Annotated in this window: 24 protein-coding genes; 5 read left to right on the top strand and 19 right to left on the bottom strand. The window is 43.7% G+C overall.

The annotated features are described in order from the left end of the window. Window positions 1–70 precede the first annotated feature (70 nt). The 5 genes from WDM69_RS01515 to WDM69_RS01495 all read right to left on the bottom strand — a co-directional run bounded on the left by WDM69_RS01515 (window position 71) and on the right by WDM69_RS01495 (window position 3,298). The gene (locus tag WDM69_RS01515) at window positions 71–403 is read right to left on the bottom strand and encodes a TIGR01244 family sulfur transferase (RefSeq protein ID WP_078307396.1); all 333 of its coding nucleotides are present in this window, start codon (window positions 401–403) and stop codon (window positions 71–73) included. Window positions 404–543: 140 nt separating this feature from the next. Then, window positions 544–867 carry a hypothetical protein gene (locus tag WDM69_RS01510; RefSeq protein ID WP_143823301.1) on the bottom strand — a complete coding sequence of 108 codons (324 nt, stop codon included), beginning with the start codon at window positions 865–867 and terminating at the stop codon, window positions 544–546. A gap of 10 nt (window positions 868–877) precedes the next feature. After that, window positions 878–1,072 carry a hypothetical protein gene (locus WDM69_RS01505; protein ID WP_143823300.1) on the bottom strand — a complete coding sequence of 65 codons (195 nt, stop codon included), beginning with the start codon at window positions 1,070–1,072 and terminating at the stop codon, window positions 878–880. A gap of 44 nt (window positions 1,073–1,116) precedes the next feature. Then, the gene (locus tag WDM69_RS01500; RefSeq protein ID WP_078307392.1) at window positions 1,117–2,868 is read right to left on the bottom strand and encodes a SulP family inorganic anion transporter; all 1,752 of its coding nucleotides are present in this window, start codon (window positions 2,866–2,868) and stop codon (window positions 1,117–1,119) included. Between the two features lie 64 nt (window positions 2,869–2,932). After that, window positions 2,933–3,298, bottom strand: a complete 366-nt coding sequence (locus tag WDM69_RS01495; protein WP_422393261.1) for an ArsR/SmtB family transcription factor — start codon at window positions 3,296–3,298, stop codon at window positions 2,933–2,935. Between the two features lie 191 nt (window positions 3,299–3,489). Here WDM69_RS01495 and WDM69_RS01490 point away from each other — a divergent pair, with 191 nt between their 5' ends. Next, window positions 3,490–4,362, top strand: coding sequence for an MBL fold metallo-hydrolase (locus WDM69_RS01490; RefSeq protein WP_338755531.1), 873 nt, complete (start codon window positions 3,490–3,492; stop codon window positions 4,360–4,362). A 120-nt stretch (window positions 4,363–4,482) separates the two neighbouring features. After that, the gene (locus tag WDM69_RS01485) at window positions 4,483–4,599 is read left to right on the top strand and encodes a DUF2892 domain-containing protein (protein WP_338755530.1); all 117 of its coding nucleotides are present in this window, start codon (window positions 4,483–4,485) and stop codon (window positions 4,597–4,599) included. 8 nt (window positions 4,600–4,607) lie between these two features. Here the strand turns inward: WDM69_RS01485 and WDM69_RS01480 are convergent, their stop codons facing one another. The 6 genes from WDM69_RS01480 to WDM69_RS01455 form a co-directional block, all read right to left on the bottom strand. Beyond that, window positions 4,608–5,786: an alanine--glyoxylate aminotransferase family protein gene (locus WDM69_RS01480; protein ID WP_338755529.1), complete on the bottom strand. Its 1,179-nt coding sequence runs from the start codon at window positions 5,784–5,786 to the stop codon at window positions 4,608–4,610. A 118-nt stretch (window positions 5,787–5,904) separates the two neighbouring features. Then, entirely contained in the window at window positions 5,905–6,405 is a 501-nt protein-coding gene (locus WDM69_RS01475; protein ID WP_338755528.1) for a hypothetical protein, read from the bottom strand. Beyond that, window positions 6,405–6,668 carry a succinate dehydrogenase assembly factor 2 gene (locus tag WDM69_RS01470; RefSeq protein WP_078307572.1) on the bottom strand — a complete coding sequence of 88 codons (264 nt, stop codon included), beginning with the start codon at window positions 6,666–6,668 and terminating at the stop codon, window positions 6,405–6,407. The genes WDM69_RS01475 and WDM69_RS01470 overlap by 1 nt, the downstream gene beginning before the upstream one ends. Continuing rightward, window positions 6,652–7,584: a dihydropteroate synthase gene (gene folP, locus WDM69_RS01465; protein ID WP_338755527.1), complete on the bottom strand. Its 933-nt coding sequence runs from the start codon at window positions 7,582–7,584 to the stop codon at window positions 6,652–6,654. The genes WDM69_RS01470 and folP overlap by 17 nt, the downstream gene beginning before the upstream one ends. Before the next feature lie 219 nt (window positions 7,585–7,803). Further along, on the bottom strand, window positions 7,804–9,696 hold the full coding sequence (gene ftsH, locus WDM69_RS01460; protein ID WP_078307570.1) for an ATP-dependent zinc metalloprotease FtsH: 1,893 nt from the start codon (window positions 9,694–9,696) through the stop codon (window positions 7,804–7,806). A 375-nt stretch (window positions 9,697–10,071) separates the two neighbouring features. Then, window positions 10,072–10,704: an RlmE family RNA methyltransferase gene (locus WDM69_RS01455; protein ID WP_078307568.1), complete on the bottom strand. Its 633-nt coding sequence runs from the start codon at window positions 10,702–10,704 to the stop codon at window positions 10,072–10,074. Between the two features lie 230 nt (window positions 10,705–10,934). Here WDM69_RS01455 and WDM69_RS01450 point away from each other — a divergent pair, with 230 nt between their 5' ends. Both WDM69_RS01450 and WDM69_RS01445 read left to right on the top strand, forming a co-directional pair. Beyond that, window positions 10,935–11,264 (top strand): YhbY family RNA-binding protein, encoded by a 330-nt coding sequence (locus WDM69_RS01450; RefSeq protein WP_078307380.1) that lies wholly within the window; start codon window positions 10,935–10,937, stop codon window positions 11,262–11,264. A gap of 50 nt (window positions 11,265–11,314) precedes the next feature. Further along, window positions 11,315–12,010, top strand: coding sequence for a hypothetical protein (locus WDM69_RS01445; protein WP_338755526.1), 696 nt, complete (start codon window positions 11,315–11,317; stop codon window positions 12,008–12,010). A gap of 136 nt (window positions 12,011–12,146) precedes the next feature. Here the strand turns inward: WDM69_RS01445 and WDM69_RS01440 are convergent, their stop codons facing one another. Then, complete coding sequence (locus tag WDM69_RS01440) at window positions 12,147–12,983, bottom strand: CHAP domain-containing protein (protein WP_078307376.1); 837 nt, start codon at window positions 12,981–12,983, stop codon at window positions 12,147–12,149. Between the two features lie 107 nt (window positions 12,984–13,090). On the opposite strand from WDM69_RS01440, the gene WDM69_RS01435 reads away from it, so the two are divergent. Next, on the top strand, window positions 13,091–13,465 hold the full coding sequence (locus tag WDM69_RS01435) for a DciA family protein (protein WP_158077876.1): 375 nt from the start codon (window positions 13,091–13,093) through the stop codon (window positions 13,463–13,465). Between the two features lie 471 nt (window positions 13,466–13,936). On the opposite strand, the gene lpxC is transcribed toward WDM69_RS01435, so the two are convergent. From lpxC to WDM69_RS01400, 7 genes are all read right to left on the bottom strand, one after another. Then, window positions 13,937–14,866, bottom strand: a complete 930-nt coding sequence (gene lpxC / locus WDM69_RS01430; RefSeq protein ID WP_078307370.1) for a UDP-3-O-acyl-N-acetylglucosamine deacetylase — start codon at window positions 14,864–14,866, stop codon at window positions 13,937–13,939. Between the two features lie 198 nt (window positions 14,867–15,064). Beyond that, window positions 15,065–16,294, bottom strand: coding sequence for a cell division protein FtsZ (gene ftsZ / locus WDM69_RS01425; protein ID WP_078307566.1), 1,230 nt, complete (start codon window positions 16,292–16,294; stop codon window positions 15,065–15,067). A 130-nt stretch (window positions 16,295–16,424) separates the two neighbouring features. Then, the gene (gene ftsA, locus WDM69_RS01420; RefSeq protein WP_078307368.1) at window positions 16,425–17,708 is read right to left on the bottom strand and encodes a cell division protein FtsA; all 1,284 of its coding nucleotides are present in this window, start codon (window positions 17,706–17,708) and stop codon (window positions 16,425–16,427) included. 85 nt (window positions 17,709–17,793) lie between these two features. Beyond that, on the bottom strand, window positions 17,794–18,528 hold the full coding sequence (locus tag WDM69_RS01415) for a cell division protein FtsQ/DivIB (protein WP_078307366.1): 735 nt from the start codon (window positions 18,526–18,528) through the stop codon (window positions 17,794–17,796). Window positions 18,529–18,882: 354 nt separating this feature from the next. Beyond that, complete coding sequence (locus WDM69_RS01410; RefSeq protein ID WP_078307364.1) at window positions 18,883–19,812, bottom strand: D-alanine--D-alanine ligase; 930 nt, start codon at window positions 19,810–19,812, stop codon at window positions 18,883–18,885. 35 nt (window positions 19,813–19,847) lie between these two features. Continuing rightward, entirely contained in the window at window positions 19,848–21,308 is a 1,461-nt protein-coding gene (gene murC, locus WDM69_RS01405; protein ID WP_064625373.1) for a UDP-N-acetylmuramate--L-alanine ligase, read from the bottom strand. Between the two features lie 222 nt (window positions 21,309–21,530). Further along, window positions 21,531–22,055: a GNAT family N-acetyltransferase gene (locus tag WDM69_RS01400; protein ID WP_078307362.1), complete on the bottom strand. Its 525-nt coding sequence runs from the start codon at window positions 22,053–22,055 to the stop codon at window positions 21,531–21,533. Window positions 22,056–22,101: the final 46 nt, after the last annotated feature.

Genomic DNA, 22,101 nt, shown 5'->3' with positions numbered 1-22,101 from the left:
AATAAATTTTTTTTAAATTTTTTTGTTGTGGTCAGCTCATCTCTGAGCAACCTGTTTAACCAACATTCAGCTAATCGTCCAACAAATCCATCTGCTCAGCTGTTTGATACAACATGTTACTGCGGTTGCCAGTACGACAAAACATCAACACAGGTTTATCAGACTGGTTATAAAATTTGGCAAACTCTTCTACTTGAGTTTGAGTCAACTGCCCACCTGCAAATAAAATGGCTTTATACGCCAACCCAGCTTCTTTGGCAGCTTGTTCGATATCAGCATTGTGGGGTTGATTGGCTTCTTCACCATCAGGACGGTTGTTGATTAACGTTTTAAACCCTTGCTTGGCAATGTCTTTGACTTGTTGTGGCTGGATTTGGGCGGAGAATTGTATGGTGGTGGTCATTTGATGTCCTTATTTCATTGATTAAAGCATTTCATTGATTAAAGTTTGATTAAAGTTCAATCAAAGTTTGGCAAAGCTTATCATATCAGCATGATGACGCTTTTTTGTCATGGATTGATGCCATTTAAACCCAAACAACCCTAAGTGGGTAACTTAGCACTTGGCTTGCCTACCATTTGCATCAACTGCTCAAAGTTACTGACCACGGCATAAGTGATGGGCATGGGCTGTTTATCCGCTGTCTCATCTGTTTGACTTTGCCTTAGTTTATCAAAAAACACCCCAGCACTGGCAATCTTTTGTTTTTCACGCTCTCGTAAGTCAATGGCATGGGTTGAGCCTTTGGTTTCAGCGACAAAATACACATGATGAACGCTGTCTTGGTTAAAAGCGATTGCCCAGTCAGGATTATAGCTCCCAAATGGGGGTGGTATGGTGAAGTTTTTGGGCAATTTGGCATACACCACCACGTCATTACTCGATGATGGGGTGTCCTTTTTTGTCTTTGATAATGTTGCCGCTCGCGTCGGTTTTTGCTTTTTCGCTGATGCAGTGGGGGAACAGCTGACAGATGCGGTCAATGTTGTTATCCACCAGGTTTGGGGTGTGCATTTTGGGTATGGGGGTATCCTTTTTGGGTGTGTGGCAATGGTTTGTATTATGGCACATGATTGAGTTTATCTGCCTGAGTTTTTAAGCTGTTTTTAATTAAGCTATTTTTTAAGTTCTTGCACCGCTTTTATCGTGCTTAAATACACCTTACCAGATAACTGCTTGATGACATCGGTATGCTCGATAACGTCCATCACAGGACCTTTGATAACCGCATAGTGCAAACGCTTGTTTTGGCTGACCAAAGCGTGATTTAACTCAATTAACATCTCTTGAGCGGTCAAATCAATGTGATTGACCGCTGACATGATGATGATTATCTCGCTGGCCTGGGGCTTGGTTTTAATGGCACTAAATAATTGCATCTGTACCGATTCACTGTTACCAAAAAATAAACTTTCATCTATCCGCATAATCAGCAGGTTGTCAAAAGTTTGCACATCATGACGGTTGATGTTGCGAAAATGCTCTGTTCCCTCAAGCACACCAACAATGGCAATGTGTGGTTGGCTGGACTGCCAAATCAAACTGGCAAATGATGCCAACAGCCCCAGTACCAAACCCATGTTTAGCCCAAACACCAGCACCGCCACAAAGGTTACCGAAAAGCTGATGGCATCTAGCCTATCCACTCGCCATGCGTGAATAAAGGTTCGCCAGTCAATCAGGCCAATGACAGATGACATGATGGTTGCCCCCAATAACGCATATGGCAAGGGCGACATCAATGGTCCTAAGACCAACAACGCCGATACCATCACACCCACAGTTACCACGCTGGCGATGGGGGACTTTGCCCCAGAATCGACATTGATGGCGGTGCGAGAGACCCCCCCAGCAATGGCAAAACTCTGAAAAAAGCCTCCCACCAAATTGGCAAGCCCTAACCCCTTTAGCTCCAAACTGGCATCAAACCGCTCACGACGCAAACGGGCATAATGGCTTGCCACCGAATGACTGGACACAAAAATAATCAATGCCATCAGCCCCACATTGGGCAATAGCGTCATCAGCTCATCAACTTTAGGCATGGCAGGCAAAGACCAGTGGGGCAAACCGCTAGGAATGATGCCAATGACCTTAACACCTTGATTGCCCCAACCAAAAAGATGACTCAATCCGATAAAAACAACCACCAAACCCAACGGAAACAGTCGCTCTGCCCATTTGGTATCAGCTTGATTAAGCCAAAAGCCCCATAGCCAACCTTTGGCATGGCGATTGAGCAATAACAGCACAAAACCCACTGCCCCTAAGAGCGTGGTTAGCCCATGAAGCTGGTGAATATGACCAATAAACCCATGTAAATAACTCAACAGTGTGTTACCACTAAAAGGCACGCCAGTTACGTATTTTAGCTGACTGATGAATATCAGCACCGCCGCCCCACTGATAAAACCTGATGCCACCCCACGGCTGATAAACTGGGTAACCCAACCCAACTTTAACCACCCTGCTAAACATAACATCACCCCCACCAGCACCGCTTGTAGGCTTGCCATACTGACATAAACCGCCACCCCCCTATCAGCATAAGGGGCAAGACTACTGGCAGTCATGATGGCAGCAATGGCAACAGGGCCGACCGCCTGTACCATACTGGCACCTGCCCACGCATATACCAGCACAGGCACGATGGCAGCATACAACCCATATTCAGGAGGCAACCCTGCCAATGTTGCATAGCCCAAACTTTGCGGAATGACCAGTATCCCCACCACCAAGCCTGCAATCACATCACTGGGCAGATTGGCAAGTCGATACTCACGCAACCAAACAGGTACGGCTAACACAGAAAATAAGGACAATAGCGAAGATACTAACGGCAATTTGGTCAATGGACAACGAGACATGATGGACAACCGTCAGATGGCATAAATAGACAATAGAAGAAAAATAGACAATAAATAAAAACCATCAACGCTCCAGACAAAACCGCTGATACAATAACTGCAATAACGCCATCGCATCATCATTGGTAATGTGGTAATAGATTTGCTTACCATCACGACGAGTCGCCACCATGTTCTGTTTACGCAATATGCCCAATTGTTGCGATAGGTTGGGTTGCCCCAAACCAATTTTCTGCTCAAGTTCACTGACACAATACTCCCCTTGGGTCAGCTGACACATCAACAGCAAGCGATCAGGGTGGGATAAAGACTTCAGCAGTTGGCTGGCATCAAATATGACGGCTTGCATCTGACGCATCAAATCATCATCTTGGCATGAGTGAATGCCATTAATACCATCAATGGCAGATGTCTTTGGGGTATCATTCATGGGGGTCTCTGACTGATTCATGACGGTTTTATCATCTTAATTACATGATGGTTTATCTTATTATCAGTAATCACATGATGCGTGTCAATATTATTGCGTTTTTTACATTATATATATTTACATATTGATATGTCCATGCTAAGCTAATTTCCTTAAGATATTTAAGACAGAAATTAATCGCAGGAACAGTTATGCAAGTGCATTCTTTTTTACATCAAGATACCGAAACTTATACGCACATTTTGGCAGATGCTGATGCTGGCGTGTGTGCCATCATCGACCCTGTGTTGGACTTTGATGCCAAATCAGGGCACACGTCAACCACCAGTGCCAATGACGTGATTGATTTTATCAAACAGCACCACTGGCAGGTTAATTACATCATTGAAACCCACGCTCATGCTGACCATTTATCCGCCGCACCACACATAAAAGCCGAACTTGGCGGTAAATTGGTGATTGGTAAACACATTACTGGAGTGCAAACCATCTTTAAAGAAGTGTTTAACCTAGATGCCCACTTTAAGACCGATGCCAGTCAGTTTGATGTCTTGACAGACGAAGACAGTCAACTTAAGCTAGGCAAAATCACCATCACTGCCATGCATGTACCAGGGCATACGCCTGCTGACATGGCATATGTGGCAACTGATGAAGAAAAAACAGTGGTGTTTGTGGGGGATACGCTGTTTGCCCCTGACGTGGGAACAGCTCGTTGTGATTTTCCGGGGGGAGACGCAGGCACGCTATACGACTCTATCCAGCGTTTGCTGACTTTGCCTGATGACACCTTAATGTATTTGTGCCATGACTATCCCAGTGGCGGTCGCACCTATACCCCTTCCACCACGGTGAGCGCTCAAAAACAGAGCAACATTCATGTTAAAGATGGGATAAATAAAGAAGAATTTGTGGTCATGCGTGAACGGCGTGATGCCACCCTTGCGATGCCCCATCTGATATTGCCATCGATACAAGTCAATATCCAAGCAGGCAAGATGCCCGAACCTGAAGACAATGGCACACGCTACCTTAAAATTCCGTTAAATGTGTTGGGCAAATAACATTCAACAAATCACATAAGCTTTTTTTACCACAACACGTTTTTTATCAGAGCAAAGGAGATAATAATAAAAATCAATGTCGGACAAACCGAACGTGCGTTACGCATCATCATTGGGGTAGTGATATTGGGATTAGGGCTATATTTTCAAAGTTGGTGGGGGCTGGTTGGGTTGATAGGCTCTATCCGTTTTTGCCCCCTATACAGATTATTGGGAATAAACTCTTGTAAAAGATAATCGCCAACCTATTTTTGCTTTTTGCCAATGCCTTTTGCCAATACTTTATCCAACACATCAGCAAACCGCTGTACCGTGCCATCAATGTCTTTAAGTTTGTCCAAGCCAAACAGCCCCAAGCGAAAGGTCTTAAAGCCAGCTGGCTCACCCACTTGCAACGGTATGCCAGCGGCTATCTGTACCCCCTCTTGGGCAAAGGCCTGACCCTTGTGCATGGCATCATCATCGGTATAGCATACCACCACCGCAGGGGCTTGCCAGCCATCTGCTGCCACGCTGTCGATGTCATTATCTTCTAACAAATCACGGATACGGTTACCAAGCTCCCATTGGCGAGATTTTAGCTCATCATAGCCAATGGCTTTGGCTTCCATCACCACATCACGGAACTGACGTAAGCCATCAGTGGGCATGGTGGTATGATAGGCGTGTCCGCCATTTTCATAAGCTTGCATGATGGCAAGCCACTGCTTTAAATCACAGCTAAAGCTGGTCGACTCACTGGCATGTACCGCTTGCACCGCTTGCGTATTCATCATCACAATGCCTGCACAAGGGGTACTGCTCCAGCCCTTTTGTGGGGCAGAGATGATGACATCAATGCCTAACGCTGTCATGTTTAGCCAAACACAACCGCTGGCGATGCAATCAATCACCAATAACCCACCCACAGCATGCACAGCATCGGCAAGCTGTTTGATGTAGTCATCACTTAAGATGATGCCAGAAGAAGTCTCAACATGTGGAGCGAACACCACCGACGGACGGTATTGTTCAATTTTGGCAATGGCTTGCTCAATTTTGACAGGAGCAAAAGGCAGATTGTCCGTGGTCGGTTCACCCTCATTAACCACTTGCTGAGCAGGCAATACGTTTGTGTCATCGGTGATGTGCCCTTTTTCAAGGATTTGCGTCCAGCGATAGCTAAAATAGCCGTTACGCAAAATCAGCACCCGCTGATTGCTTGCCAGTTGACGAGCCACCGCTTCCATGGCAAATGTGCCAGACCCCGGCACAATCGCCACCGCATCAGCATGATAGACATGCTTCATCTCAGTGGATAAGTCACGCATGACCTGTTGAAAGGACGTTGACATGTGATTTAATGCTCGGTCGGTATACACCACCGAATATTCAAGTAAGCCATTGGCATCAATGGCATCAATGTCCGTACGTAAGGCAGGCATGTGGTCTCTCCTTGTGATTGTTTGTGATTGTTTGTGGTTGGTTTACCGCAAAATCTCAGCGTCCATTTGGTACAAAGTTTATCATAATTTGTGTCAAGATTTATTAAAAACCCAACCGTCACAAACGAGCCAACACATTGATAAGTTGCCAATGCCTTGCGTCTACTTGGTCTTGCCAGACATTGACTGTCAGATTCCTAGAAAATGGTTCAACAATCTTAAACCGCAACTGCACCACCATCGGATAAACCGCAGACTCTGACAGATAACCTTGCCATAGCTGAGGGTCAGTATTGTGGCGATGGTGTCTTATCAACCAAGTTGCTTCGATGGATTGATTCTGATGGGTCGCTTGTTCATAAATATTGGCAGTCATCACTGACTTGGGCGGTTCGGTCAAGTGGCTAATTCTGCCTTGTCGTATTTGCCACACACTCAATAAAACCACCATCACACCGAGTATCAGCCAACCCATTAAAGTCAAATTTTGTGTCACACAAACCATCACAACCGACAGCATGACCATCAGCACAATGCCATATTTTAACCAACTGGGTCTGATGACACAGTCAATCCGCCAGTGTGCGTCCGAGTACCCGTCCAAACCATCATCAGACATCAAGATTGCACCAGCTGTTTTAGCTTGGCAATCAGATTGGCAACGTCTGTCTCAGCTGGCTTATCCAAGTCCATAAAAAAATTAAGTAAATCTGGATCTTCATGGCTTAAAAGTTTTGCAAAGGCGTGTTGCTCAGCATCAGATGCGTGTAAGTAATGCTGTTTCACATACGGATCGATAAAAATATCCAGCTCTTTTAAGCCCCGTCTGGCCTGGTAGATGATTTTTCGTTGCTCTATCGTGGGTTCAAGCTGTGTGGTCATGTTGCTGTCCGTCATTAAAGGGTGTCTGTTGTAAAAAAACCTGTTCATAAATTGCCAATGCTTGGCAGGTCATGGCAACATTATGGGTACGAATGATGCTCGCTCCTTGTTGCACCGCCAATAACGCCGCTGCCACACCCACAGGGTCACGGTCTTTCACCGTATGCCCAATAAAAGCAGGTGTGCCACTGTTGTCTAACACTTCTCCCAAAAAGCGTTTGCGAGAGACCCCAAACAGTATCGGTAAGTCAAAACAGCCAAATGCCTGTAATTGTCTTAACAGTTGACAATGGTGTTGATGATGTTTGGCAAAACCAAAACCAGGGTCAATGATGATGTTATGGCGGTTTACCCCTTGTGCGGTCACGGCATCGACACGTTGGCTCAGCTCTGTCAGCACATCAGTTAACACATCATCATAATTTGCTAACTGATTCATGGTGGTAGGCTCACCACGCATGTGCATCAGTACCACAGGCACAGCCAAATCTGCCACCACTTGCACCGCACCTTCTCGCTTTAACGCTCTCACATCATTGATGATGTCTGCCCCTGCCTCAATTGATGCCATCATCACTTTGGGATTACTGGTGTCAATCGATAGCCACACGTCATCGCCAAGCTGGTTACGAATGGCTTGTACCACAGGCACAACACGTTCAAGCTCTTGGTCGGTACTCACCACATCAGCATTGGGACGAGTGGATTCCCCACCAATATCAATGATGCTGGCCCCTTGTGCCATCATTTGCTTGGCATGCTTGACAGCCAATGCAACACTGTCATGCTCACCACCATCAGAAAACGAGTCTGGGGTTACGTTAAGTATGCCCATGATTTGCGGTTTGGCCAGCGACAGACATTTATCACGATAACAGAGGGTGTGGTTAGGCAATGGGTGCATAGAAAATGGCATAGTAAACTCTGGATAACTTTTAACTTTTAACTTTGGCTAATGGTCAGCCATTCAATGATTAACGATGAAGATGACTGATGCTGGTCAATCAATGCAAAAAAAGCCCTTTATGCCAAGATACCAATCAAGATACCAACACGATAAAGGGCCATTGATGACCAATGTCAATGATGAGTGATGCAAAATCTGTATTGACAGATTCATTCACATCGCTTTTATTCACATCGCTGGTAAAGGCGGTGGCATGCTGCCTGATGACCCTGAATCGCTGGTATTTTCTTGAACAGCAGGCACATTGATGGGCTGATAAGTCTTAGGCTCACGAGGCTCATTACCTGCCATGATGTCTTGCAATTGGTCACGGTCAATCGTCTCCCACTTCATCAAGGCATCAACCATCATGTGCATTTTTTCTTTATTGCCCTCAATCAACTCACGGGCAATGTCGTATTGTTCTTCCAGCATGCGTCTGACTTCATCATCGACTTTTTGCTGAGTGGCTTCTGAGATGGTGCGTGAGCTGCCACCAAAGTAGCCTGATTGTTCATCATCTTCATACACCATGATGCCCATCGCATCAGACATGCCATATTTGGTAACCATGGCTCGTGCCATTTTGGTGGCACGCTCAAAGTCATTCGATGCGCCAGTGGATTTTTGATTGATAAAAACTTCTTCAGCAATACGTCCACCAAATAAGATGGCAATGTCATTGAGCATTTTTGACTTATTATGACTGGTTTGGTCATGCTCAGGTAATTGCCATGTAACACCCAACGCAAAGCCACGAGGCATGATTGTTACCTTATGAACAGGGTCAGTTCCTGGAAGTAACTCAGCCACCAAGGCATGACCTGCTTCATGATAAGCGGTGGCACGGCGTTCTTCTTCTCTTAGCACCATTGACTTACGTTCAGGGCCCATATACAGCTTGTCTTTGGCTTCTTCAAAGTCATTCATGTCCACATGGGTTTTATCCCGACGAGCAGCAAACAATGCCGCTTCATTGACAAGATTGGCCAGTTGAGCACCACTAAATCCCGGCGTGCCACGAGCCAACGAATTAACATCAACGCCCACCGTTTGTGGCAGTTTTTTAAGATGTACGTTTAAGATTTGCTCACGTCCTTTGATGTCTGGTAATCCTACTTGTACTTGACGGTCAAAACGACCTGGACGCAATAAGGCTTTATCCAACACGTCCACACGGTTGGTGGCAGCAATCACGATAACGCCATCATTACCTTCAAAACCATCCATCTCAACCAATAATTGGTTTAAGGTCTGCTCACGTTCATCATTGCCACCGCCCATACCCGCACCACGATGACGACCAACGGCATCAATCTCATCAATAAAGATGATGCAAGGGGCATTTTTTTTGGCTTTTTCAAACATGTCACGCACCCGTGATGCCCCCACACCAACAAACATCTCCACAAAGTCAGAGCCAGAAATGGAGAAAAATGGCACTTTGGCTTCACCAGCAATTGCTTTAGCAAGCAATGTTTTACCTGTGCCTGGTGGTCCTACCATCAAAATACCCCGAGGGATGGTCGCCCCAAGCTTGGTAAATTTGTCTGGATCACGCAAGAAATCCACCACTTCCACCACCTCTTGCTTGGCTTCTTCTGCCCCTGCCACATCGTCGAAGGTTACTTTGATTTGGTCTTCAGTCAGCATTTTGGCTTTAGATTTGCCAAAGCTCATCGGGCCACCGACTCGCCCACCGCCGCCACCTTGCATGTTACGCATAAAGAACAAAAATAAGCCAATAATCAATAACACTGGGAAACTGGCAATCAACAACTGCATCATCACACTTTGACGTTCAGGGGCTGCTCCTTGTACTTCAACATCATGCTCAATCAGCATGGGCATTAAACTATTATCACTAATGGCAGGGCGAATGGTCTCAAACTCTGAGCCATTCTTTTTTTCACCCTTTATTTGCTCACCATCAATCTTAACCTTGACGACTTGGTCATTTGATACCGCTGTTACAAATTCAGAATAGTTCATCGTGTCAGGTTCTGACCTTTGGTCAAAACCACTAAATATCAGCACCAGCACGCCAATGACCACCAGCCATAGTAGGGTGTTTTTTACCATATCATTCACAGTGTGTGTCCTTTACGGTGTTACTCTTGTTAGTATTACATGTGTGTTAGTATTACATGTGTTAGATGGCATGTATGAATGCCACATATGTTTGTGTTGCGGTTTATGTTGCATCAGCATCATGCCAGCTCTCAATCGCAACCAGTGGAGAGCAAAATAGACAATCTTACTAATATAGCATGATATGCGAGCAAAATCGCCACAATTCAAGTCTTAACTCACAATTCACTAAATACCATCTTATTTGTCATATGACCACCTTTTTGTCATATGATTACCTTATTAGTCATACGACAATGTGGCAATTTTTTCTTATCAATCTTTCTTATCAGTTTTTCTGATTAAACTTAACCTGGGCATGTCAATCTACTTTATCGCAACCCAAAACATCTCTCGACTGCGAGGTCTTGAAGCATCAGGCTTAATGCTACGAACCTTACTGAATTTTTTTTGCATTTGTTGTCTAAGTTCTTGTGCCCCCTCCCCTTGAAATACTTTCATAATCAGCGCACCGCCATCAGGCAACACCGACAACGCAAAATCCACTGCCAACTCACACAGATACATCATGCGTGGCTGGTCAACTGCTGAGTTACCTGACGTGTTGGGTGCCATGTCCGACAGCACCACATCTACCTGCCGCCCTCCCACTTCTGCCATAATCGCATCAAACACTGCCTGCTCACGAAAATCCCCTTGGATAAAGGTCACGTTTTCAAGTTTATCCATTGGCAAAATATCTGATGCCATCATCACCCCCGCATCACCAACGATACGCCCTGCCACCTGCGACCAGCTACCGGGAGCAGCGCCTAAGTCCACCACCGTCATGCCTGATTTTATCAGTTTCATTTTGTCGTTAATTTCGATAAGTTTGTAAGCTGCACGGGCACGATAGCCGTCTTTGTGGGCTTTTTTGACATAGTAATCGTCCAAATGCTCTTGTATCCACGCTCGACTGCTTTTGGACAATTTTTTATTTTTAATTTTGGTTGCCATGGGCGCTTCCTTTAAAACATACCAACTAAAACATACCAACTAAAACATACCAATCCAAAATACCATTTTAACATGTTAGCATGACATGGATTTGGTTGATGATTGATGGAAAACTGGTTTTACCGCTAGATTTTTACCATCAGTGCTTTATAATGGCACACAGTCATTGATAGACACCAACCTGATAAACATCAAGCTGATAAATACTCATAGGATACCAGTCAAACATCATGTCAAACATCAACACCCAAAAACTTGATAACGACACCCTAAAACGCCTAAGAGGCATCGGTCATAAACTAAAGCCCATTGTCAGCATTGGCGGACAAGGACTAAGCCCAAGCGTATTGGGTGAGCTGGAACGTGCGTTAACCGATCATGAATTGGTCAAAGTCCGTCTGCCAGCAGGTAGTAAAGAAGAACGAGATGCCCTATCTGCCCAACTGGCAAAAGACAGCCAAGCCCTATTGATACACCATGTGGGACGCATGGCCCTGTTGCTACGCCACAACCCACAAGCCAACCCAAAACTGTCTAACTTAGTGCGTTTTGGCGGATAATGACAGCGTCATCGGTCAGATTTGGTTCAGCTGTGTTCAAGCAAGTTCATGTGTCTGTCTTTTACCAAGAGTCTTATCCCTTACTTTGCCCTTCAGTGGCATTGATAACCTTACGGCAGCCACACCCCCATAACCATCTACCCACAAACCCACATATCCATGTTGCCATCAGCCAAAGGGTGGACTGTCTGTGTTTAAGCTATTTTATTGAAAAAAAACCTTGGCTGACACTAGATGACCCATCAACCACTCAGATAAAGAGACAAGATAACCTATGGGAGAAAAACTGTCTAGAGTGCTTTGTGGCATTATCAGAAGACAGCGAGTATTTGGAAGTGAATGTCAGCCCAAACGGAGCGTATAACATTTATCGTTTTGATGACTATCGCTCACCCAAAAACATGCCTCCCACACAAGACACATTAGCGTCTTTATGGATACCAATGGCACTGCCAACACAAATAACAACACCAACACCGATGACACCCATGCCAAATGACCATTCACAACAAGCATCACAACAAACAAATTGGCATTCACGTCATGTTGCCATCAAGTTGGGCGATTACCGCCAGCTTTATGCCCGTCAAAATAAAATCGCCAAATTCCACCAAATCCACCCTTGTGTGATTTTATATCGAGATGACCAACCCATTTATTATGCCCCACATCATGCCAGTCCACCTGATTTTCATGACAGACAATATTGGCAAGATTGGCATAATTACCACAATCAGCAAGATTGAGAAAATTCAAACAAGACATGGCATGACTGATAACTTATTAATAAACACAAAAAACTGGCGATAATGCCAGTTTCTTATGGGGTTGGTGATGAGTTTTGTGATGAATTATTGATGACATGGCTGGTTTGACAGTCAGTTATTCTGCCATTGCCAGATAAGTGCCAGATTCAGACGCATTGTTCAAGTAACGGTTATCACGCCATGTGGTATAAGTGACCGCCCCACTATAGGGGTTAATGTCGTTTTGACGAAAATCAGATACCCAGTTTTTGCCGTCCCAAATTTGGATATGACCATGTGGGTAGCGTGATGTGCGGTCAAACACCACCACATCACCCACTTGTGGACGGCTATTATTACTGATTTTACTAAAACCTGCTTGTGCCAAAGTCCCACGACTGGCATATTGGTAAGCAGAAGCGTTGGGAGTGAACTGATATCCTGCTGCCTGTAATGCTTGACGTACATATCTGGCACAATAGCCACTGCTACGAGAACGAGAGCCTGCTGCACGAGACGCATGAGCAGCAGCAATCGATGGGGCAGTCGTACTGTCAATGTTTAATGCCGATAAAATATTGCCCTGTTGTTGGGTCTGAGCGGCTAAAAAAGCATCACGAGTTTTTTTAGCACGTTGAGCATCAATTTGATTGTTTCTGTGTTTTGACAACTGGTTAATCATCTCTTCTATGCCGTCTTGATTGACATCTAAGTCACGACGCAACAAATCTAGCTTATCAATTTGTTTGTCCAGCTGATTTTGATGATACACACGCATGGTGGCTTGATTATTGCTGGTGGCAAAGCTGGTGATGGTGGCAAAATCAGTTGTGGCGTCATCATCGCTACCATATTCCATGTCACTTAAAGCGTGAAAACTGCTCAACGTGTCTGCCTGATGGCCAGTGATGTTAGCATGAGCTTGCACCATGCCAAACCCAAATACAGAAATCATCAATAACGCTTGCTTCATAAGTTTTACCTCATTGGTCATCTGTCATAAAACAAATACCAATGCCCTGAACTGTTTGAATGTATTAAAATAAATGTCCCACTTTAATGTCTTTTGAGAACAACCTGATGAACTTTATGAAAAAAACCCCCAATCACCTTGGAGACTACTCCGATAAAACCCGTATTGGTTCATCTGCCGTTTCTGGTCATCTCGGAGACACCTACAGAAAGTTACAAAAAGCGACTTTAGAAATCAGACAGATATTGGCCCAATGGCAACCTAACAGTATCTTAGAACAGTTGTATGTGGTGAACATCAAAGATGATGCGTTAACCTTATCTGTCAAGTCGCACACCGCTGCCAATCATTTACGCTACCAACAACATCAACTCATTGACATATTAAATGACCATGTTCGTCATCATGGAAATTCACAAACCCTTACATTTAAACAACTCAATTCATTAAGGTTTGTGGTCGTGGACTTAAGTCGTCCATGATGAAAGTATTGCTCAATTCTATCTGGTAACTGACTAATATTTCGCTTATCTTTCTGTAAAAGCCTTATGTATCAAGGCATCATCAAAAGATGGGGCAACTATAACATAGCCATTTTAAGTTGTCATCTGATGGCTTTTTTTGGGAATTTTTACTCACGCACACAAACCCAACAAAATTTACATTGTAAAGTTATGTAAAAAACATTGTTGATTTTGTCAAGTTCTGCTGTTTTTTTATGTGTGATTTGTGGTGAGTGTTTGCCTTAAGACCGTGACAATTTTCAATAAAAGGTTGAAATGCCATGATTTTACTGACCATATCAACAGGTTCAATAAAATCAAAAGCAAGCTGAATGATGCCACCACTGTATTTTGTCAATAAAAAGGGCAACCTACATAAATCTTACGTGAATGTTGCCATCATCAATTACGCTCAATCTAATTAATTAGATTATTTAAAATATAATGTTCTTAATTTTTATGTATGTCATATATTGTTACAATTTCAAAGCAATTTGGCTCATTTAAAACTGCTTTTGCCAGCCGATTGTTCAATCCATGACCAGATTTATATGCCTGATAATGTGCCAACAACGGATAACCCATCAATGACAAGTCGCCAATGGCATCTAATATCTTATGTTTGACAAATTCATCTGCCAATCTCAATCCTGTGGGATTGAGTATTTTATCATCATCAACCACAATGGCATTGTCTAAGTTGCCACCCAGTGCCAGATTATTTTGTTGCAAATAAGCAATGTCTTTGGCGAAGCCAAATGTGCGGGCAAGACTGATTTGTGAACGATAATTACCTTGGGTTATTTCGATACTGGCAGTTTGGATACTTTGATTAACCACAGGATGGGCAAAATCAATCTCAAAATCCAAGCGGTAACCGTCATACGGAGACAATGATGCCCATTTGTCATCATCATGCACTTCAATGGTGTTTGTCAAACGCAAGTATCGACGGGGCGTATTTTGTTTCATTTTTCCTGCCTGCTCAATCAACCGTACATAATCTGCTGCACTGCCGTCCATAATGGGAACTTCCGCTGAACTCACCTCTATCAATACATTATCCACACACATGCCAGCCAACGCACTCAGCAGATGCTCCACTGTGGCAATCTGCACACCATCTTTTTGTAAATTAGAAGACAGATGAGTACTGGTAATGAGTGAAGCATGGGCAGGCAAATGAGGTCTGTCGGACAAATCAGTACGCACAAAGACAATGCCATGATTTGGCTTGGCAGGTTGCAAGGTTAAAGTAACAGGTTGTCCACTGTGTAATCCGATATTGGTCACGCTGACAGTTTTGGCAATGGTATGTTGATGAGTGGGATAAGCAGATGGCAGTTTGGATAATGGGTGGTTTTTTCTTTGATGAGTCATGGCAATATTTCAATAATAAACATTCTCAATTACAAACAATTCATCATTATGCCATTATTCATGTCCTTTTGTCATATTTTGACACATTTATCATGACAATCAAGTCTTACATCAAGTCTGTCATAAATAAAAACGGCAATGAATTGCCGTTTTTAGCTCATTAGGACACATTTCTAATGAGTGAATTTGACCAACAGGTTATTTATTTTGTTGACTACGAAGATAGTCGGTGATGCTGTTGGTGCGAGGGCGGGTTTGTGATTGGGGCTGACCTGAGACAATCTGAGTGTTGCCATTGCCTAGTGGTGAGTGGCTTTGTGATGAATGGCTTTGTGATGAGCTGGCAGGTCGTCTTTGGTTACTCAACGCACTGGCATGGCTATTTGGGTCAATGGTTTGTCTGCTGTTGGCGTTGGGTATGGCATTGGGTTGCTGTACGGGCTTAGGACGGTTATCTAAGGTCAAGCCTGTGGCGATGACAGTAACATGTAGGTCATCACCCAAATCTTCATCAATGACTGAGCCATAGAAGATATGGGCATCATCTGTGTCGGTAATGCTTTCTAAGATTTCGTTAATGGTGCTAAATTCATCTAACGTCAACGAAGATGATGACATGACATTGACCAATAAACCCTTGGCATTTTCTAACAGCAAGTCATCTAATAACGGAGAGCGAATGGCTTTTTCGGTGGCTTGACGAGCTCGGTCATCACCGCTACCACGTCCGATGCCCATCATGGCATGACCTTTAGCAGTCAATGCGGTACGAATATCGTTAAAGTCAATGTTGATTTTACCGTTGCGTTCAATGGTCTCTGCTAAGCCCTGCACAGCGTGCATCAGCACATCATCAGCTTTTTTAAAGGCTTCTTCCATTGAAATATTGCCATAGACTTTCATTAACTTATCATTAGGAATGGTGATGATGGAGTCGACAAAATTGGTTAACTGTTCGATGCCATCTTGAGCAGCTTTGATGCGACGACCACCTTCAAACCTAAAGGGCGTGGTTACCACTGCCACTGTTAAAATACCCAGTTCTTTGGCAATACGAGCCACCACAGGAGCAGCTCCTGTGCCAGTGCCACCGCCCATACCAGCGGTAACAAACACCATGTCTGAGTTTTCTAACAACTTACGAATGGCATCTTCATCGCTTTCTGCTGCCTCACGTCCAACTTTAGGGTCAGCGCCTGCTCCTAGACCACGGTTGGTCTGTGCTCCTAGCTGTAGTTTATTGGGAACACTAAGACCATCTAAAGCTTGGCGGTCAGTATTCGCCACCACAAAGGTAACGTTTTTGATGCCTTGACGCACCATATGCTCCACGGCATTACCGCCACCACCACCCAAGCCAAACACAGTAAAACGAGCCCCTGTGTGCTTTATCTCTTCTGTATTATCTGCCATAGAAAACTTTGTCATGTTATCATTACTCCGTATCATTTTCGTATCATTGCCTGACTGTACTTAAACAGCCTTAAAAATATGCCAGTGAACAATCAACTGATGGCAACTTGATATTCATATTCGTTAACATCAAAATCAATCAGCATCATAAAAAGTCATGCAAAAACCGCCCAAGTCTGGACATCAGACCATGCTCTTTTTGTTCTTGTTTCAACGCTTCAAGTGAGCTACGTTGACTGTGAGCAAACTGCTCGCTTTGACTGTATATCAGCGTGCCTAATGCCACTTGAAAGCCACGCTCCTTAATCAAGGATTTAAGTTGGGCATAGTTATCTTCATTATCAAACCGCTTTTGGGGTGTGATGCTTTTGTTAAGCGTTGTATGTACCACAGGGGTTTGTAAATAACGCTTGGCAAAAGACACCATGCCATTCATCTGACTGCCACCACCTGCCAACACAAAGCCACGGGTCAGATGCTCAATCAATCCCACCTGTTCAAGCGCCATCAGCACCTGATCTAATATACTTTGATATCTTGCTTCAATGATTAAAGCCAATTCATGCAGGCTTATGGTCTTGATATCTTCGTCTTCGTTGGACTTAATTTCAATAAACTGGGCAGGGTCGACTTGTGTGGTATCGACAGTACCATGACGCTTTTTGAGCCTTTCTGCCTCATACATGTTTAGATTCAGCTCTGCTGAGATGTCCATGGTGACCTCAACCGCCCCATAAGGCAAGCACTTAGCGAACAGCAGCTTTTCTTCTTTATAAACACATAAATTGGTGGTGCTGTAGCCAATGTCCAGCAGACATACCCCCAACTTCATTTCTTCTGGCATCAACGCATACGCTGACATCGAGACCATATCAAACACCATATGGTCAACCCGTACGTTGGTGGAGCGAAACAACGACTCCATGTTTTGTCGTGTTACCACAGGCAAAGACAATAAATGGTACATCACATTAATACCATCGGCGTACGTACCAATGGCATCATTGACCATCATATCATCATCATCAATCAAGATGCCTTGCTGGGCGTATTGCATGACATAATGGTCATTGGCAATATCTTGCTCCTTGGCTTTTCCTAACGCTTCCACAATATGTTTGACGGATACAGTCTCTTCATCAATCACCACTTTGCCATGACTGTTACTGCTTTTCATCTCAGGCGTGGCAAAGCTTAACCAAATACTGTGGACACGGCAATGAGCCATGGTCTCAACCGCATAAATGGCTTGGTTAATAATCTGCTTAAGTCGCTCTGAATGAACCGCTCGGCCTTGATAAAACTCGTTGGTATTTACCTTGACCATTCCTCTGACTTGAATGTCATCTTTTGATATGACGCAAGCAACCACTGCATACACAGCAGTGGCACTTAAATGAATGACGACAAGATTTTCATGTTGTTTCATGGTAAATAATGGTAAATAATCATAAACCGTCTTGGCTGATGTGTGTTACTTTAAACAATCTGTTATTCTAAAAATCTGTTATTCGTTAAAACGATTCAGGCACTTTCCATGAAATTGCCATGCCATTTTTATAACGCAAATCTAATGCTTGCATCTCATCTAATCGTGGATACAACTCAGTTTGTAATAAATGACTTAAGGTCATCAGCTTTTGAGTGGTATTTTCACCATCAACCACCACTCTAAGCCCTGTATTAAAACGGATAAGCCACGTCATGCGTGGGGTCAAAATCATGTCCTCAACCATCAGGTCTAAGGGGGCAAACCAACTGTTGACCTGTTGCATTTGTTGCATGATTGACTTGGCTTGACTTGGATCACCTTGCAAAGTCGGCCAATGCTCATCTGTCAATCGACGCTTCTCAAGTGGCGTGAATACCTCACCTTTAGCATCAATAAATCGTTCACTACCAAACCGTGCCACAGGTTGCTTGGGCAATGCCTGCACCACAATGCCCTGTTGCCAATCCCTAGTGACTCGCACTTCATCAAGCCAAGAAAGCTGTTGGCTCACTTTAATGATGGCAGATAAATCGGTGGCAAAAAAGGTATCCGTCTGTTGTGCTAATAACTCAGACAGACGTTGATGTTCTTGTTGGGTTAATCCTGTTGGGTAAACGACAATTTTGGCAACGGGTGCTTGCTGATACAAACGATACCCAATCATCATGACCAATGCCAGCATTAAAAAAGCAAACACATAACCAAGCCAGTCCATCAATGAACGACCATGCAAATCAGTCATGTGTTGTTGAGTCATGGCACGCCCTTACTAAAACTACCCAATAAAAATAACTTAACGAAAGATTTGCCAATCATTAAACAACCCATCAACCACTTTGATGAATCACAAATTTAGTCAAAAATAGACAAAATTTGCACATACTTATTTATGTTTATGATACCGCATTTTTTGTCAAAACAATAGGCTATGGTATTGACATTTTTGTCAATTTACCAATGTTCTTCCAATTAAACATCATAGATTTTAACTGGGAACAAAATAAGTGATTGCTGTCTTAGTCGTTGTCTATATGACAGTCTAAGTTGTTGTTTATGTTTCTAATGATGGTTCTATCTATGTCTCTACCCATATTTTCAATCATGTCTTCAATCATATGTTCAAAGTCTGTGCCAAAATTTTCACACACAACTCATCAAACCCAATCCCTGCTTCTTTGGCAGCCATCGGCACAAGACTGTGGTCAGTCATGCCAGGGACGGTATTAATCTCTAACACACACAGCTTGCCATCATGCCCCTTTAAAAAATCCACACGAGACCAACCACGCCCCCCAATCGCACGAAACGCTTTTAATGCCAATTCACCCATTTGCCTCTCTTGCTCTGGCGTCAAATCAGATGGGCATTGATAAATGGTGTCATCACGCAAATATTTGGCTTCATAATCATAAAATTTGCCCTTAGGGATGATACGGATACTGGGCAGAACATGTTCACCAAGCAGTGATATGGCATATTCTCCGCCCATCATCGCTTTTTCTGCCAAAATCTCGCCATGATATTGCTTTAATTTGGGATAAATTTTTGCCAAATCACCTGCTTGCTCAACCATAAACACACCCACGCTAGACCCTTCGGCAGCAGGTTTGACAAATAGCGGTAAACCAAATTCACGCTCTACGGCAGCAAAATCGCTGTCATCATGCAAAACCACATAAGGCACATTTGGTAGCCCGAGCGACTGCCACAGCAAACGACAGCGAAATTTATCCATGGCGATGGCAGATGCCAAGACACCACAGCCTGTATAAGGCAGATTAAAGCTATCAAGCACCCCTTGTAAACTGCCATCTTCGCCAAAAGTGCCATGCAACACATTAAACACACGGTCATAGGCACGCAAATGAGATATGTCAGTATCGGCAGGGTCAAAATGATGGGCGTCCACCCCTTTTGATAATAAGGCATTTAGCACTGCCATGCCACTATTTAGCGACACTTCACGCTCTGTGCTTGTTCCGCCACAAACAACCGCCACTTTGCCAAAGTTTTGGTCATCTTTTGTATTAAGTTTGCTCATGTTTTTGCCTTTTTAATTTTTAAGCCCTTTTAAAATCACCCCAAAAACAACCCATTTTTGACCAATTCTTGACACAGTTGTCCCACATTGCCCGCCCCTTGGGTCATCAGCAAATCATTGGCGTTTAGGGTGATTTTAAGCACTTGGGTGATTTGTTCTTTGTCATTGATATTTAGCACAATCGGTTCAACCTGCCCACGCTCACGCAATGAACGCGCCAAATCATTGCTTGTTGCCCCCTTAATCAGCTCCTCGCCAGCACTGTACACATCAAGCAAAATCAGCTTATCCACCTGCGACAACACATTGACAAACTCACTAAAACAATCCCTTGTGCGACTGTAACGGTGTGGCTGAAACATCATCACCAAACGGCGGTCAGGATAGCTTTGGCGGGCAGCTTTGATGGTCATGGCGATTTCGGTGGGGTGATGCCCATAATCATCAATCAATACCACATCACCGCTGCCATCTGTTAGGGGGTAGCTGCCATTATTTTCAAAGCGTCTGCCCACGCCTGCAAATTTTTCTACCGCTTGGCAAATGGCTTTATCACTCACGCCTTCATCGGTTGCCATGGTAATTGCCCCAAGGGCATTATAAACATTGTGAATGCCGGGGATATTTAAGGTAATGGGTAAGGGTTTTTTGTCTTTTCTTAGTACGGTGAAATGGGTTTTTGTGCCGTCTGCAATCACATCTACCGCCTGCACATCGTTGTGTTTTTCAAGGCCGTATGTGATGACAGGTCTTGCAATGTCATCAATCATGGCATACAGCTCTTTGTCATCGCCACACAACACAGCCAGCCCATAAAAAGGCATGTTGTGCAAAAACTGCACATAGGCTTGTTTTAGTTTATCAAAGCTGCCTTCATAGGTCTCCATGTGGTCTTCATCAATGTTGGTAACAACACACGCCATGGGTCGCAAAGATAAAAAAGACGCATCAGACTCGTCGGCTTCTGCCACCAAATAACGGCTAGCACCCAAAGCGGCATTTTTGCCCGAGGCGTTTAATTTACCGCCAATCACATAAGTTGGGTCAAGCCCCGCTTCGGTGAGCATCATGGTTAATAAGCTTGTGGTTGTGGTCTTGCCATGAGCCCCTGCCACCGCAATGCCATGACGGTATCGCATAAGCTCGCCCAACATGTCAGCACGGCGTACCACAGGAATGTGGGCTTTTAAGGCAGCCTGAATCTCAGGGTTTTGTCGGTCAATGGCAGATGACACCACCACCACATCGGCCATTTTGATGTTGCTGGCATCATGACCGACATATACCGTTACATCTAAGTTTTCTAAACGCTCGGTCATCGCATTTGCCTTAATGTCTGAGCCAGTAACCACATAGCCTTGATTGGCAAGCACTTCGGCAATGCCACACATGCCAGCCCCACCAATACCAACAAAATGAATGTTTTGAATGCGTCGCATCTCTGGAATTTCTATTAGGCGTTTGGGGAGCGTTTTGACTTTGGTTGAATTTGGCATGACTGTTTCTCTGTTTGGGTGTTATATTTTATATTTTATATTTTAAATATTAAATGTTGAATGTTGGGTATTGAATATTAAATGTTAGATATTAAACTGGTTTTGTGGATAAATATGCCATGATATTTTTTAAACAATGACAATCACATCAATCAATTTTAATTTGACAAATCAAGGCAAAGAATTTACCCCATCAATTGTTTAAATCATCAATTGTTTAAATTAAAACCGATACATATAAACCGCATGATTAATAATTTCACCATTAATGTTTTCATTATTGGCGATAATCCCACAAAATTCAAAACCCAATCGCTTAGCAACTTGTTGGCTTGGAATATTATGCTCACCCGCCTTAATCTCCACCACATTCATGCCATAGATGTTTTTGGCAATGTCCATGATTGCACGCACCGCACAGGTCATGACACCACGCCCCCGATGGTCTTGGTGTAACCAGTAGCCAATTTCTGCCTTTTTAAGATGATGATAAATGTTATTTAAACTCACCGCCCCAATAATTTTATCATCATAAATAATATGGGTATGAATGGCTTTGTCATCGGCATATTGGTGTAAGGCAAATTTGACAAATTCACGATAGCTATTTTCACTAAAATCATTCGCCCACGGTAGCCATTTACCCAAATCATCTTTTTGGGCATTAACAATATCATTCATTTGACTGGCAAATGATGAATGTACTAAGGTTAGGCTTAATGTGTCATTGATTTTATATTGAAACATTGTATCTCTGGGATTTCCATTAGGCATTTGGATAAACGAGTGTGGT

Source organism: Lwoffella lincolnii (genome assembly GCF_037201985.1).
Classification (GTDB): Bacteria; Pseudomonadota; Gammaproteobacteria; order Pseudomonadales; family Moraxellaceae; genus Psychrobacter; species Psychrobacter lincolnii.
Note: the sequence above shows the minus strand (reverse complement) of the source record. Positions and strands in the feature narration are given on the sequence as shown.